This window comes from Calothrix sp. FACHB-168 (assembly GCF_963889195.1).
Taxonomy (GTDB): domain Bacteria; phylum Cyanobacteriota; class Cyanobacteriia; order Cyanobacteriales; family Nostocaceae; genus Aulosira; species Aulosira anomala_A.
On the sequence record NZ_CAWPNJ010000001.1, the window covers coordinates 582,477 to 597,865 of the forward strand.

The 15,389-nt window shown below is 38.0% G+C and carries 8 protein-coding genes; 3 read left to right on the forward strand and 5 right to left on the reverse strand.

Annotated elements, in window-relative coordinates:
- Positions 1-83: 83 nt before the first annotated feature.
- Complete coding sequence (locus AACW45_RS02415) at positions 84-1,451, reverse strand: NAD-dependent succinate-semialdehyde dehydrogenase (protein ID WP_190627230.1); 1,368 nt, start codon at positions 1,449-1,451, stop codon at positions 84-86.
- Positions 1,452-1,956: 505 nt separating this feature from the next.
- On the opposite strand from AACW45_RS02415, the gene AACW45_RS02420 reads away from it, so the two are divergent.
- Positions 1,957-3,288 carry a cytochrome P450 gene (locus AACW45_RS02420; protein ID WP_190627231.1) on the forward strand — a complete coding sequence of 444 codons (1,332 nt, stop codon included), beginning with the start codon at positions 1,957-1,959 and terminating at the stop codon, positions 3,286-3,288.
- A gap of 507 nt (positions 3,289-3,795) precedes the next feature.
- On the opposite strand, the gene recQ is transcribed toward AACW45_RS02420, so the two are convergent.
- The 4 genes from recQ to AACW45_RS02440 form a co-directional block, all read right to left on the reverse strand.
- Entirely contained in the window at positions 3,796-5,958 is a 2,163-nt protein-coding gene (gene recQ / locus AACW45_RS02425) for a DNA helicase RecQ (RefSeq protein WP_190627234.1), read from the reverse strand.
- A gap of 200 nt (positions 5,959-6,158) precedes the next feature.
- Positions 6,159-7,733 (reverse strand): hypothetical protein, encoded by a 1,575-nt coding sequence (locus AACW45_RS02430; RefSeq protein ID WP_190627236.1) that lies wholly within the window; start codon positions 7,731-7,733, stop codon positions 6,159-6,161.
- A 1,249-nt stretch (positions 7,734-8,982) separates the two neighbouring features.
- Positions 8,983-10,539, reverse strand: a complete 1,557-nt coding sequence (locus AACW45_RS02435; RefSeq protein ID WP_190627238.1) for an RHS repeat domain-containing protein — start codon at positions 10,537-10,539, stop codon at positions 8,983-8,985.
- An 853-nt stretch (positions 10,540-11,392) separates the two neighbouring features.
- Entirely contained in the window at positions 11,393-12,505 is a 1,113-nt protein-coding gene (locus tag AACW45_RS02440) for a S1C family serine protease (protein ID WP_190627240.1), read from the reverse strand.
- A 904-nt stretch (positions 12,506-13,409) separates the two neighbouring features.
- Here AACW45_RS02440 and AACW45_RS02445 point away from each other — a divergent pair.
- Both AACW45_RS02445 and AACW45_RS02450 read left to right on the forward strand, forming a co-directional pair.
- On the forward strand, positions 13,410-14,105 hold the full coding sequence (locus tag AACW45_RS02445; RefSeq protein ID WP_190627242.1) for a hypothetical protein: 696 nt from the start codon (positions 13,410-13,412) through the stop codon (positions 14,103-14,105).
- Positions 14,106-14,153: 48 nt separating this feature from the next.
- Positions 14,154-15,296: a DUF1822 family protein gene (locus AACW45_RS02450; protein ID WP_190627245.1), complete on the forward strand. Its 1,143-nt coding sequence runs from the start codon at positions 14,154-14,156 to the stop codon at positions 15,294-15,296.
- The last annotated feature ends 93 nt before the right edge of the window (positions 15,297-15,389 follow it).

Below are 15,389 nucleotides of genomic sequence, written 5' to 3' on the forward strand. Positions count from 1 at the left end.
AGACGCGATAAATCGCGTCTGTACAATTGTCAGTTGTTGCTTGACTATTAACTATTGACTATTGACTATTGACCATTGACTATTTATTTGACCCACACTGTTTTAACATTGACAAACTCATGTATCCCCTGGATACTCAATTCTCTGCCATAGCCAGAACGTTTTATACCGCCGAAAGGTAGACGGGGGTCGGATTTGACCATACCGTTGATAAATACGGCACCGGCTTCGATTTCTTCGACTAAGCGATCGCATTCTTGTTCGTTGGTTGTCCAAGCGCTAGCGCCTAAGCCAAAGGGTACGGAATTAGCCAGTTTTATGGCTGCATCAATATCAGGGACGCGGAATAGTAACGCTACTGGCCCGAAAAATTCTTCTTGGGCGATCGCACTATCTTGGGGGATATCTGTGATAATCGTCGGTGCATAGTAATTACCAGGACGATCGGCTATTGCCTGTCCACCGGTGAGAACTTTTCCGCCACTTTTGACAGCAGCTTGTACTTGTTGGTCTAAATCCTCAAGAATACCAGGAGTTGCCAAGGGGCCTAAGTCAGTGTCTAGTTGCATAGGATCGCCAACTTTTAAGGCCAGGAATTTATCTAACAACAGTTTTTCAAATTTATCAGCGATCGCTTCTGCAACAATAAAACGTTTCGCTGCTATACAAGATTGCCCGTTATTTAACATTCTTGCTGTAGTTGCTGTGACAACTGCTGCTGTTAAATCAGCACTCTCTAACACGATGAAAGGATCGCTGCCACCTAATTCTAAAACTGTCTTTTTAATTTGCTTTGCCGCCGCTACTGCTAAAGATATGCCTGCGGGTTCGCTTCCCGTTAAGGTAGCAGCTTTAACTCTGTCATCAGTCATGATATCGGCAACTTGCGCCGCCCCAATTAACAGAGTTTGAAACACACCTTGGGGAAAACCTGCCCGTAAAAATATATCTTCAATTGCTAAGGCGCATTGAGGTACATTAGAAGCATGTTTGAGTAAACCTACATTACCCGCCATGAATGCCGGTGCAGCAAAGCGAAACACTTGCCAAAAGGGGAAATTCCACGGCATCACAGCCAGAATTACACCTAAAGGTTGGTAGCGGACAAAACTCTTACTTGCATCGGTTTCTACGGATACATCAGCTAAGAAAGTGGCAGCATGTTCGGCGTAGTAGCGACAGACAAGGGCGCATTTTTCAGCTTCCGCGATCGCAGCTTTCAAAGGCTTACCCATTTCCAGAGTCATCACTTGAGCAAATTCAGCCTTTTCTTGCTCGAGAATATCGGCAGCTTTTTGCAGCCATTGCGATCGCTCTTGAAAACTAGTTTTGCGGTAATGCTCAAAAGCCTGACCGGCTAAATCCAACTTAGCAGCGATTTCGGTATCATTCAGCGCCTCAAAGGTTTTGAGCGTCTCCCCAGTAGCGGGATTAATGGTGGCGATAGCCATTACCTGACCTCCCGTTTAAAAATAACTTGAGCAGCTTCTGAGTATTACACAGATAAATTGTGGAAGCTACCAACCAAATTGTAGTCTTTTAATAAAGAAGTCGTGGGTTAATATTACGATTTCAAAATAAAAATAGAAATAAACTATACAATATGTTCTGTATTTATACTTGAACCTATAGCAATCTTAAACAAGTCATAAATACTCATCAAAAAAGGGAATAGGGAACAGGGAACAGGGAACAGTTTTTCTTATTCCCTATTCCCTCCAGGAGTAAAAGACCCCTAATTCTACAAAGTAGCAAGTTTTAGGTGGGGTTTAAATCCACATACATTACATTCTGTTCCCTGTTACCCGTTAAGAGTTCCCTCTTTAACTTCCTTGTCCCCCTTGTCCTCCTTGTCCTCCTTGTCCCTTTTGTTTATATATCAAATATGATTGCTATATACAGTAGTTGAATCTCAAGTTTCCTCAATTCCCGCACCAGCAAAACTCACCGAATTTTATGTCACTTCCCGATAGTCCCAAAATTCCCAAATTTATGCAGCTATTGCAGTGGATTTATAATCCATTGCATCTCATGTCCGCATCTAAGAAAAGTTGTGGCGATTTATTTACCCTATGGCTAATCAACAAACAGCCAATGGTATTTCTTAGCCATCCCCAAGCTATTCAAGATATTTTTACCACTCATGCAGAAAAGCTAGACTCTCGAAGTACAGCCACAATTTTACAACCATTATTAGGGGATAATTCCTTATTACTCATCACAGGAAAAACTCATCAACGTCAAAGAAAATTATTAACACCGCCTTTTCATGGCGATCGCATGAAGGCTTATGGCGATTTAATTACAGGACTTACCAAAGATGCGATCGCTAAATGGCAAATTGGCGAACCTTTCTCTGCGGCTAAATCCATGCAAGAAATTACTTTGCAGGTAATTTTACAAGCGGTGTTTGGACTACAAAAAGGCGATCGCTACAATCAATTGCGAACAAGCTTATGCGCAATTTTGGGCTTATCATCTTCTTCCTTACGCTCTACATTATCTTTTTTCCCTGCGTTACGAATAAATTTAGGACGCTGGAGTCCTTGGGGAAATTTTCTCCATCTACGAGAAGAAATTGACAAATTAATCTATGCAGAAATTGAAGAACGCAGAAATCATCCAGATGCCAGCCGCAATGATATTCTTTCTTTGATGATGTCAGCCCGTGATGAAAATGGCGAAGCCATGACTGATGTAGAGTTACGCGATGAGTTAATGACTTTACTTCTCGCTGGGCATGATACTACAGCTTCGGCTTTAACATGGGCATTATACTGGGTTCACCATCTACCCGCAGTCCGCGAGAAACTATTAGCTGAATTGAATAGTTTTCACGATGCAGATTTCAATGAAATCGCCCGTCTTCCTTATTTAACAGCTGTATGTCAAGAGACACTGCGGATTTATCCTATTGCAATGATTACTATTCCCCGCATTGTCAAGTCACCTATAGAAATTATGGGTCATAAATTTGCACCAGGAACAAACTTAACTGGCTGTATTTATTTAATGCATCATCGTCCAGATTTATACCCTGAACCAGACAAATTTATCCCAGAAAGATTTTTAGATAAACAATATTCACTATATGAATATCTACCTTTTGGCGGTAGTAATCGGCGTTGTATAGGCATGGCTTTTGCATTATTTGAAATGAAACTAATTTTGGCGACAGTTGTAGCGAATATGGATTTAAAATTAGTCGAAAATTATCCAGTTAAACCTCAACGTCGCGGCGTAACTTTAGTACCTTCAAGTGGCAAATGGTTAATTCGTAATTCGTAATACCCTGCGGGAAGGCTTGCGCCTACGTAATTCGTAATTACAGCAGATTGCCAGTGAGGCACAGATTATCGTTGATTGTAGGGCACTGCATTGATGTCAACTTACAGGTATTTTCAGGTAAATAGACCACGCTGTAGGGGCACGGCATCGACAATCTTTTGGTACATACAATAATTTTACTGGTGCCATGCCCCTACGACAGATGTGCTTCAAATACGTGAAAACTGCTGTAAGTTCAAAAGCTTGCCCCACAAGTCTTTTACCCCTCCCCTAACCCCTCCCCGTTTACGGGGAGGGGAAGTTTTGGCTTTAGACAAAACAGGGGTGGGGTAACGCGGATATTGATGGTAGACGATTTGATGATACAGCGAATTGCCAGTTGCTGAGGTACAGATGATCGTTGATTGTAGGGGCACTGGCACTGCCATGCCCCGAAGCGCGTACCTCATTTACCTGAATTTTGAATTTTGAATTTTGAATTTTGAATTTTGAATTTTGAATTCATAATTACTTCCCCTTTTCTCGTCGCCATTTTCCCCTGACTAAGCGAATTTCATCATAACTATAATTCTCTCCCAACTGTTCGCGAATTGGGGTGAGTGCAATATCACCCAACACTTCTAAAACTTGCCAAATTTTCTTTTGCTTTTCTAAAGGAACTAATTGATTTATATCTACTGGTTGATTTTTGGCAATTAAATCTTCTAGATGTCTAATAATAGTTGTTGGGCGAAAATTTCTTTTTTGGGCTATTTCTTCAACGCTCAAACCCCGTTGATATAATAGTAATGTCGCTAATTCTGTATCAGAAGGTAAGGTATTTCTTCCCATCGGTTGAGAATTATCTGGCGGATCTATCAAACCTTGTTCTTGACGATAAGCGCGAATTTCTGCGAGAAATTTTTCGCCATATTGCGCGAGTTTATGACTACCTACACCAGAAAGTTTCGCAAACTCAGTTAAATTCCTTGGTTGTACCTGCGCCATTAATTTCAAGGTAGAATCTTGAAAAACTACGTAAGGCGCTACAGATTGTTCATCAGCGAGTTGTTTACGGAGCGATCGCAATCTTTGCATTAACAGTTCTGCATCCGCAGCTTTTTCGCTTCCTTCTTCCCAGGTAATCTTTTGCACTGTAGGAACAGCCAAGCTAACTGTGCGCTGTTTTCGCATGACTTCCCAACTCAAAGCGTTCAGCTTTAATACAGAATAGCCATCGGTAGTTTGTTCTAATAAACCTTGATGTAAAAGCGATCGCCCCAGCATTCGCCATTCATCCACAGTTCTATCTTTACCAATCCCGTATGTAGAAAGTTTATCATGTTCGTTTTGGATAATTTTCTGACTTTTTCCACCCCGCAACACATCAATAATGTGCAACATGCCAAATCTTTCTTTACAACGCGCCACGCAAGATAGAAATTTCATCGCTTCAATTGTCCAATCTTGCATTGGTTTGGGATAGCGACAATTATCACAGTTACCGCAATTTCCCGCAAAACGTTCGCCAAAATAACTTAACTGAATTGTCCGCCGACAATCTGTACCCTCGGCGTAATCTATCATTTGTCTTAATTGTTGTTTGGCGATTAATTGTTCTTGCGGATCGGTTTTTTGATCGATACTCCATTCAATAGTTTTAATATCACCAAAACTAAAAAAGATTGTACAGCGCGACGGTTCCCCATCTCGACCCGCCCGCCCTGATTCTTGATAGTAACTTTCTAAATTACGGGGGATATCAAAATGAACTACTAACCGCACATCTGGTTTATTAATTCCCATGCCAAAGGCGATAGTCGCCACCATGACGCGCACATCATCGCGAATAAATCGCGTTTGATTTTTACTGCGTTCCTCATCAGGTAAACCTGCATGATAAGATAAAGCAGAAATCTTATCTTTTTGCAGTTTAAATGTTAGTTCTTCTACTTTTTTGCGCGTTAAACAATAAACAATAACTGCACCAGAAGCTTCCCGAATTAATTCTAATAACTCTGCATAAGCATATTTAGTTTTCCCCCGGACTTCATAATAAAGATTTTGCCGATTAAAGCTAGCAATGTGAATACTCGGTTGCTTTAACCCTAATTGTTGAATGATATCACTACGGACGCGATCCGTAGCCGTAGCAGTCAACGCCACGGTGGGAACATTGGGGTAACGTTTGCGCACAGATCTTAACTGACGGTATTCTGGGCGGAAGTCGTGTCCCCATTCCGAGACACAATGCGCTTCATCAATTGCAAAGGTAGAAATCCCCATTTGGTGATTGATTAAATCGAGAAAGGGGAGAAATCTTTCACTCAGTAGCCTTTCTGGCGCGACGTAGAGTAATTTTACCTTACCTGCGAGGATCGCTTCTTCCCGCGATCGCACTTGATAAGCATTCAAACTACTATTCAAGAAGGTGGCAGAGATATTATTATTGCGCAACCCTTCCACCTGATCTTGCATCAAAGCAATCAACGGCGACACCACCACCGTTAAACCCTTCTTTAACAGCGCAGGTAGCTGAAAGCACAAAGACTTACCGCCACCCGTAGGCATCACCACCAACAAATCCCGATTTTGCAGCGCATCTTCGATAATTTGCCTTTGTCCCGGACGGAATCGGTCATAACCGAAGTGATATTTTAGCGCTTGTTCGAGGTTGGGATACTGAAGCATAGCGATCGCTTTTTTTAAACCCTGCTGCGTGAGTTGTTATGATAACAGGATTTTAGCAATCTCTATGGTGAAAAGCGATTAGGAGTTAGAAGAGAAGCGAAGGCTTCCCGACTCAGTCCAATGGTGCTAGCGCAGCGTCAAGGCTTTTCCTCAAATCGCTGCTGTTGCTAGCTTGCTTCAAATCAAATCGGATTTATATATTAGGGCGTGTCATCAATTACATAGAAACTTGCCACATACGGATCACCAGTCCCAAAAGACTGCGTATGTGTAAGACCACCAGACAAAACAGTTATATCTCCTTTTTTAAACTCAACGCTCTTGAAAGCTCCTAGTTGTAATTGTGGGAAAATACCTGATGCGAGATTGCGATCGTAGCTTGTATTAGAGATTGTTCTTTGATCAATCAAACCATCAGCATTGAAATCAAATTCAGACACCGAAAGAGTTAGGTTACCTTTCTTGTCATAAGTATTATTGGTGGTGGATCTGCTATCAATGATGCCATCACCATTGAAATCAGATTCAGACACCGAAAGAGTTAGGTTACCTTTCTTGTCATAAGTATTATTGGTGGTGGATCTGTTATCAATGATGCCATCACCATTGAAATCAGATTCAAACACCGAAAGAGTTAGGTTACCTTTTTTGTCATAAATATTATTGGTGGTGGATCTGCTATCAATGATGCCATCAACATTGTTATCAGATTCAGACACCGAAAGAGTTAGGTTACCTTTCTTGTCATAAATATTATTGGTGGTGAATCTGTTATCAATGATGCCATCAGCATTGTTATCAGATTCAGACACTGATTTGGTCAGGTTACCTTTGTTGTCATAAGTATTATTGTTGATGAATCTGCTATCAATGATGCCATCACCATTGTTATCAGATTCAGACACTGATTTGGTCAGGTTACCTTTGTTGTCATAAGTATTATTGTTGATGAATCTGCTATCAATGATGCCATCACCATTGTTATCAGATTCAGACACTGATTTGGTCAGGTTACCTTTGTTGTCATAAGTATTATTGTTGATGAATCTGCTATCAATGATGCCATCACCATTGTTATCAGATTCAGACACTGATTTGGTCAGGTTACCTTTGTTGTCATAGGTATTATTGGTGGTGAATTTGTTATCAATGATGCCATCACCATTGTTATCAGATTCAAACACTGATTTGGTCAGGTTACCTTTGTTGTCATAGGTATTATTGGTGGTGAATTTGTTATCAATGATGCCGTCAGCATTGAAATCATTTTCAAACACTGATTTGGTCAGGTTACCTTTGCTGTCATAGGTATTATTGGTGGTGGATCTGTTATCAATGATGCCATCAGCATTGAAATCAGATTCAGACAGCGATTTGGTGAGGTTACCTTTGCTGTCATAGGTATTATTGGTGGTGAATTTGCTATCAATGATGCCATCAGCATTGAAATCAGATTCAGACAGCGATTTGGTGAGGTTACCTTTGCTGTCATAAGTATTATTGCTGGTGGATCTGTTATCAATGATGCCATCACCATTGAAATCATCTTCAAAGACCGATTTGGTGAGGTTACCTTTGCTGTCATAAGTATTCTTGATGATGGATCTGCTATCAATGATGCCATCAGCATTGTTATCAAATTCAGACACTGAGCTAGTTAGGTTACCTTGGGTGTTATAAGTACTCTTGGTGGTGGATCTATAATCAATGATGCCATCACTATTGAAATCAGATTCAAAAGTAACAGATTCAGAAACAGGAGTATTTGAAGCCATAATTACATACCTCAAAAAAGATTGAACTCAAATTAAGTAGTGATGAACGTAGCGACTCTGCCATGACCAGCCTGGTATCTCCTAAAAGTGTTAATACTCGGTGGTCACTGGTGACAGATTGGCTAATGTTTTTGGTGAAATATAACTTCATGCGGTGTTGCATAAAATACGGATGATTCTTGTAAAGGAGTAACTAAGCCCTTGCGGGTTAAGAGTGTTGTCGCAAGTGGCGTTGGTCATCCTCTAAGCCTGGAAATACAAGGGACAGTCCATCCGGCTTACCCCACAAAACCAAGCATTTCATCCCGCAAATATACAATGCCCTTCATGCTTTAAACCGCTTCACCCCACGGGAATCTGGATGCAGAGATCCAAATTCCTGTAATTGGGCGATCGCTTTTTGCGTGACTTTCTTTGCAAGACTCATGACTTTTAGATAGTGATTTAGCATTGTTTGTGAAAACACATATATTTTCATGAGATTTTCATCATCTTATGCAAAATAAAAATCGAATTTATCTAGTCAGAGTGTAAGTTTAAGAAAGCAGTCCCAATGAAAAAATTTCATCACCATGCATGAAAGGGTGATGTGGTACCCTGCAGGAACGACTTCGCGGTAATCGAGTTTCGACTCCGCTCATGCCTTCTTTGGTCAATTATAAGTAATCAGTTTTAGACACTGAGTTACTTAGGTTACTTTTGCTGTCATAAGTATTATTGGCAATGTGTTAGCGATCAACGATGCCATCAGTATTATAACCATACTCAGCAATAAAATGTCTGAATTTTTGGAAAAATATCCTTATATTTGACGATATATAGAGGTTATGGGTTAAGTCCAATACACGCGACGATATAATTTTGTATTGCATCCAACCCAGAAGCGCTATATTTGACTGATATCATTCACGCTCTACTTGATGTGTTCGCAGGAAACAAGCCTATGATCACAGGATTTTATCAATCTCTCTGGGGAAAAGGGACAATGAGGACAAAGAGACACAAGACTCAGTATTAGCTTTACCTTGTGTTTTGTGTCTTCATATTTTCTAGGACTTACGCACTGTACAAATTGATGATCTTGTGAATTAACGAAAATAGGTCGTTTCAGGCTTTAATTAATCATCTTTGGATAAATAGCGATCGCTTAAAAAGTGTCGAAAAATCAAGGTTTAATGCCTGAAATCCATACCCCATATTTGGTTTTTCCTGTCAATGCGTAAGTCCTATTTTCCTAAGTCCAATAAATTTAGAGAATTGGGTTATCAACCATAATTCCCAACGAACTTCCTAATCTTGGCTGATCCTGCAACAACATTTGATCCAATGTAAATTTGTCTGATAGTGGATTTACTTGATTATGAGAATTCAAACCAAATACTTGTTGTAGTTCTAGTGACTGAGAAATATTTGAAGTATCTACTGCGATCGCATCAGCTAAGTAATCACTTCCTACGACTAAAGTTTGGCGATCGCCTGTACCGATGAGGTTATCTGTATAAGTGAAAGTAAAGGTTGTTTTTGTATCAAAGACGCCATTAGCATTGTAAGAAATTGCTTCCACTCCACTGATTATGTTACCTTGGTCATTATATAACTGAGCATCTATGTAATCAATAATACCATCAGCACCAAAATCTTCTTCAAATACCGAGCTGATTAAGATACCTTGACTGTTATAGGCTTTATTAAGAATGTCTCTAAAATCCACAATACCATTAGCCTTAAAATCATCTTCACGGACTGAGTTGATTAAGTTACCTTTTTTGTCATAACTTTTAGTAGTATTTTCTATTCTATCGATGATTCCATCATTATTGTAATCGCCTGTATACACTGATTTTATTAAGTTACCTTTTTTGTCATAACTTTTAGTAGTAATATCTTTTCTATCGATAGTGCCATCAACGCTGTCATCAATTTTCAACACTGATTTTATTAAGTTACCTTTTTTGTCATAACTATTAGTAGTAATCTCTTTATTATCGATGATGCCATCCTTGTTTTTATCAAGTTCAAATACTGATTCTGATTTTATTAATTCACCTTTTTTATCATAAGTATAATCAGTATTTCTTCGGAAATTAGAAATGTCATCAACTTTGCTATCAACTTGATTGAGTAAATTGATTAAGTTACCTTTTTTATCATAAGTATAATCAGTATTTCTTCGGAAATTAACCTCACCATTTTTATCTCTTAAATTGATAAAACTGATGAGGTTACCTTTTTTATCGTAGGTATTTTTCTCAATGGATCTTGAATCAATCTTGCCATCACCATTATTATCAATTTCCGAGACAAAACTGATGAGGTTACCTTTCTTGTCATAGGTCTTTTTCTCAATGGATCTTGAATCAATGATGCCATCTCCATTTTTATCAGATTCAGATATTGATCTGGTGAGGTTACCTTTCTTGTCATAAGTCTTTTTCACACTAGAACTTGAATCAATGATGCCATCTCCATCGTTATCAAATTTAGATTTAGATCTGGTGAGGTTACCTTTCTTGTCATAAGTCTTTTTCACACTAGAACTTGAATCAATGATGCCGTCATTATCGACATCAGACTCAGATATTGATTTGGTGAGGTTACCTTTTTTATCATAGGTATTTTTCTCATTAAATATTGAATCAATGATGCCATCATTATCGACATCAGACTCAGAAAACGAGCTTATTTTGTTACCTTTAGCATCATAGATATCAGTGGTTTTGTCTGTTGCATTAATATCAATAATGCCATCTAAATCTTCATCTACTTCGCTGGTTACAACTATAGAAACAGTAGTATTTGAAAGCATAATTATCAACCTCCGAAAATATTGGGAATAAGATAGGAACAAGTTAGGGTAAAAGTAATTACCCTGTGATGATTAGCCAGATATTTCCTAAAAGTTTTAATGTCAGTTTTAGCTCGTGAAAAATTAGTTAATTTTTTGTCGCAAAAAACAACTTCATGCTGAAAATTTTACTCACAGCACAGACATCTCAACGCAGAGTTATAGATTTTGATAATTCTGCGATCGCTTGTTAGGTGAATTTCTCTGTTAGCCTCATGGTTTTGTCTCAAACAGATATACTTATTTGGCTGTTCTCGTCATCTTTTTCAAAGTCATAGATGCCAATTCAGTATGTGCTTGTTGGATTAACCACTCGTGCAGATTTCACAGTAACTTAACTCTATCTCTACCATTTTTATAGTGGGTATGTGCCAGTCTTGTAACTGTAATCTGAATCAAATTAGATTATACTCATGAAAAGCTAGGCTATAAGCTTTGAATCATTTAAATATGCGCTTAATTGAGTGTTATTTCTAAAATATTACATTTTAATTAAGAGTAGTCTTTACTTTATAGTAAAAATACTTCTCTGTGTTCTCTGTGTCTCTGTGGTTAAATAAATTTTCTTAACCGCAGAATAAGCAGAGGGCGCAGAGAGAGAAAATTGACTTTTATTATTTGACTATAAATAACATAAGCAGTGTACTCTGCAATACACTGCTCTATAATAGACAAACAACACCCAACACCTTAGACTGTATCTCAATTCAATACAAAGATGCATATAATTTAGCCTGCTTGCGCAGGCTTTGTTTGTATAGCCCCAGGCTTCTAGCCTGAGGGCTTTAATATACAACTTCACAGAGAATAGGTATTAGATTTTGCTAGCTATAATTTCTTGACAATTTTTCAGAAACTTTTCCACCTCAGAATGTTGCGGAAAAAGACTTTTAACTAACTTAAATCGCTGCAATGCTTGTGAGTAATTTCCTTGATTGTAAAATTGCAGACCTTCCTGATATTGTCGATTAACTAAACTTTGTTCGTTAATAATACCAGCTTTTTGGAGGAACTCTTGAATAGTATTGCTAGTGAACAGAAAGATATAATTATTGCTGTCAGGTACACCAAAAGTTACCATACCAATAACTTCACCTTGTTCATTTAATACTGGCCCGCCTGAATTTCCAGGCGCAGCAGCAGCACTAATTTGAATCACAGGTATATCAGGATCGAGGGTTTTTTTGGCAGAAACTATTCCCTTAGTAAAAGTAGCTTCTTGAAAAGAATTTTCCTTCCAATCAACCGGAAGTCTTTCTACTACACCTGGATAACCAACTGCTATTACTTGATCCATCAGCTTGACTTGCTCAGAATCTGCTAGCTTAAGAGCAGGAGCATTTTTTAAATTAACCTGAATAATAGAAACATCCTTACCTTCACCAACAGGATCGCCAGAAATAATTATTTTAAAAGGAAGTTGCTCGCCATTAGGTAAATAAACTAAGTTGATTGGTTTATTTTCAATCCACTTCAAATCTTTTTCAACATCTTCTAAATTTTTGCCATCATCCTTTAATTGGTCAGACAATTCTGACTTTAAGATGTATTGACATTCCTCTGCACTGAACTGTGTTACATGAGCATTGCTAGCTATAGTGCCACTTCGATGCACAAAAAAACCAGAACCATGACTAATGATTTGGCTTAATTTATAAACTTTGCCATTTTTTGGCAAGTAAACTTTAGCTTCACAGCCTAAAACTACTCGCACAACTGATGGCTTAACAGTCTCCGCTAGTAAATTGTCTGGTGATAATTTAGCTGGATTATTCTTAATTGTTTTCGCCTGAATAGACTTTGTTGCTACTTGATATTGTCCAGTTTCAGTAGTTTGAGATTTAGCGGTATTAAAGGGAATTAGAGTAGTAAATAATGCAGATAACCACAGGAAGGTTTGAAATCGTAGTTGCGCTTTTGACAACATAATATTTACCCTGGATTCACGAATTATCAATGTAAGACTTGCTGATTGTCTTGTTATTTACTTCTGAAGTATTCTCTAACTTTTACGCAAAAGAACAGATTTTTTAGTTATTTGACTAGAGTAAATTTTTGTTAATTATACCAATTGGAAAAAAGAATGCGACAGATTGTAGGGGCACTGGCACTGCCATGCCCTCGATAATATTTTGATGTGTCGCAAAGATTATTGAAATTGGTATTACTCAACGTCAGTGTAAAATCGTCCTCCGAGAAAACTCATCAGCGATATTGAGAAAATAATGCTTGCTTACCCTCTCAATATTTAATTCCGAAAAACTTACCAGCTTTTACGCAAATTCCCTAAATTTTTACTAGCTAACTCGCAGAGAACAAACCAAATTATATGTTTGGCTCTGACACTACTTATAAGTGTCAACTTAATTATGGGAGAGACTTTTCCAGTTGATTGATTCGGGTAGCCGCGTAGGTTGGGTTGAGGAACGAAACCCAACATTATCGCGACTTTGGGGACATCCAATTTTTTAAATACCCAATCAATTTGTAGTGCGAGCGTCTCGCTCGCTTTAGAACAACAGCGAGCAAGATGCTCGCACTACGGAATATGGGTAATTTATTTTTTGTAAATCCCTTGTTGGGCTTGGTTCCCTTCTACCCATTTGTCACTGCTGTAGATAATTTGGTGTGAGTACTTTGTTACACCTCAACGCCAACAGCAGTGTAACTACATGCTCTCTGCCTAAATTTGTAAACTTATATTAAAAATTTAGGCTTTTGCGTTAAACCCTTCTACCTCTCCAGATTAAACATTAGAGGTTCAACCAACGTGGGTATACCTGAGTATATAAGGCATTAACACTTTTATCTGGCCCCGGATGATGACTATTATGACCTTTGATGAGCCAAAGCACTCTTTTAATGATGAATTAAAACTTCTCGCCCTAGAAGTTCAAAAACAACCACATCTAACTCCTAAAAGACAGCTGGCTTTGAATAAGCTGCTGCAAGCAATTCAACAACCATCAGAAACTACAAGACTTAAAATAAGTCTCAGAGCAATATATCCAAACTTACGAAATGAGCTTTTTCAAGACCTATTTGATGAAGCATTGCAAGAAACTTTAATTGCCATTAGCCGATATATTGACAATTATAACCCTCAACGGCAGCTATTTATTAGTTGGGTTATCGGTATTTTGAAGCATAAGTTTCATGATGTTTATAGAAAATACTCACGGACGACTTCAGTAAAAATACTATCTTTTGATGGATTAGAAGAATTTGTGGTTGATGCTGAATTAGAAAATTCACATTCTTATAAAGAAAAACTAGCAAAAGAAAAATTAGCATTTGATTGTGATTTTCTCAGAGAACTGCTAATAAAAGACCCAGATAATCAATTTCAAAAGCATATCAAGGGCAAACCAGAGCTAACTTTTCAATATATTGCTAAAGCTTTATATATAGAAGGTATCAAAATGACTTATCTTTCCAAAAAGTTAAACTTACCTAATACCACCCTTACTAGTTTTTTCTCTAGAGAATTGGCAAGATTAAAGCCATATTTTCAGGAAAAATTATAGGTGTCGATGTAATTTACAAAATCAATGAGAATTAACCGAGGATTAATCATGACTAACTCTGCTGGAATTTTAACTTTTACCGTACCTCTTTCTTTTAGCGCACATTCCTTAGCACAAGAGTATAGTAAACAACATCATCAACCAGAAAAAGCCAAACAAGTTTATCTTAATATTTTAGCTATATATGCAGTAGAACATTACTTTAAATGCATGGGTTTTGAAAGCGATTGGGAAAATAGCGATAGCCGTAATTTAATAGTGCAAAAATTTCTAGATATAGCGGATTTAAACATCAAGAATTTGGGTAAATTTGAATGTCGCCCTATATTAACAGATGCCGAAGTTTTCACAATACCCTCTGAAGCTTGGGAGAATCGCATAGGTTATGTAGCAGTACAGCTAAACTCATCTTTAAGACAAGCCACACTACTAGGATTTTTACCACAATTAGCACCAGAACAAGAAAATGTACCTTTAAAAAATTTGCATTCCCTAGAGGAATTTCCTGAGTATTTAAGCGAAAAAAGAAAACAATTACAGCAGATTGCAGAAATTCCCAAAATTGTGTATTTAGAAAATTGGTTAAATAATATTTTTGATGCAGGTTGGCTAGCTGTAGAAGAACTTATTCGCAATCAAACACCTAGTATGGCTTTTCGGTTTCGTAGCATAGCATCTGCAAGAGTTGATCCCAATGATACTCACAGTATTAGGCGTTTGATTGCACAGTTATACGCTAACCAGCCACAAAATATTTCTCTAGCTGAATTAGAACCCAGTACAGCCTTAAGCCAGCTTATACAAGCTACTCAAGATGAGCGGATTCGCTGGAAAGCAGCTGAACTTTTAAGACAAATAAACCCTCAACATCCTGATACTGGCGCAAGAAGAATAATTGATATAAGTATGCGTTTAGGAGGTATTCCAGTGGCGCTGATGGTTGCAGTTTTACCCACACCTGATGCTAGAAGATCCATTCTACTGCGAGTTTATCCAATGGGTAGCCAATCTTTTGTACCTGATGGGTTAAAATTACTGGGTTTAGATGAAGCTGGGAAGATTTTTTATCCGGTTACAGCTAAGAAAGAAGACAATTATATTCAGTTTATATTTAGTGCAGATTTAGGAGATAAATTTAGTGTCAATGTTACTTTAGCTGAGGCTAGTGTAACTGAGTTTTTTGTTGTTTAAAATTTGCAATGTAAATAACAATATGTTCAGATACCCGACTTCTTTAAGAAGTCGGGTATCTATAACCTTTAGCACAGATTTGGCGGATAAATT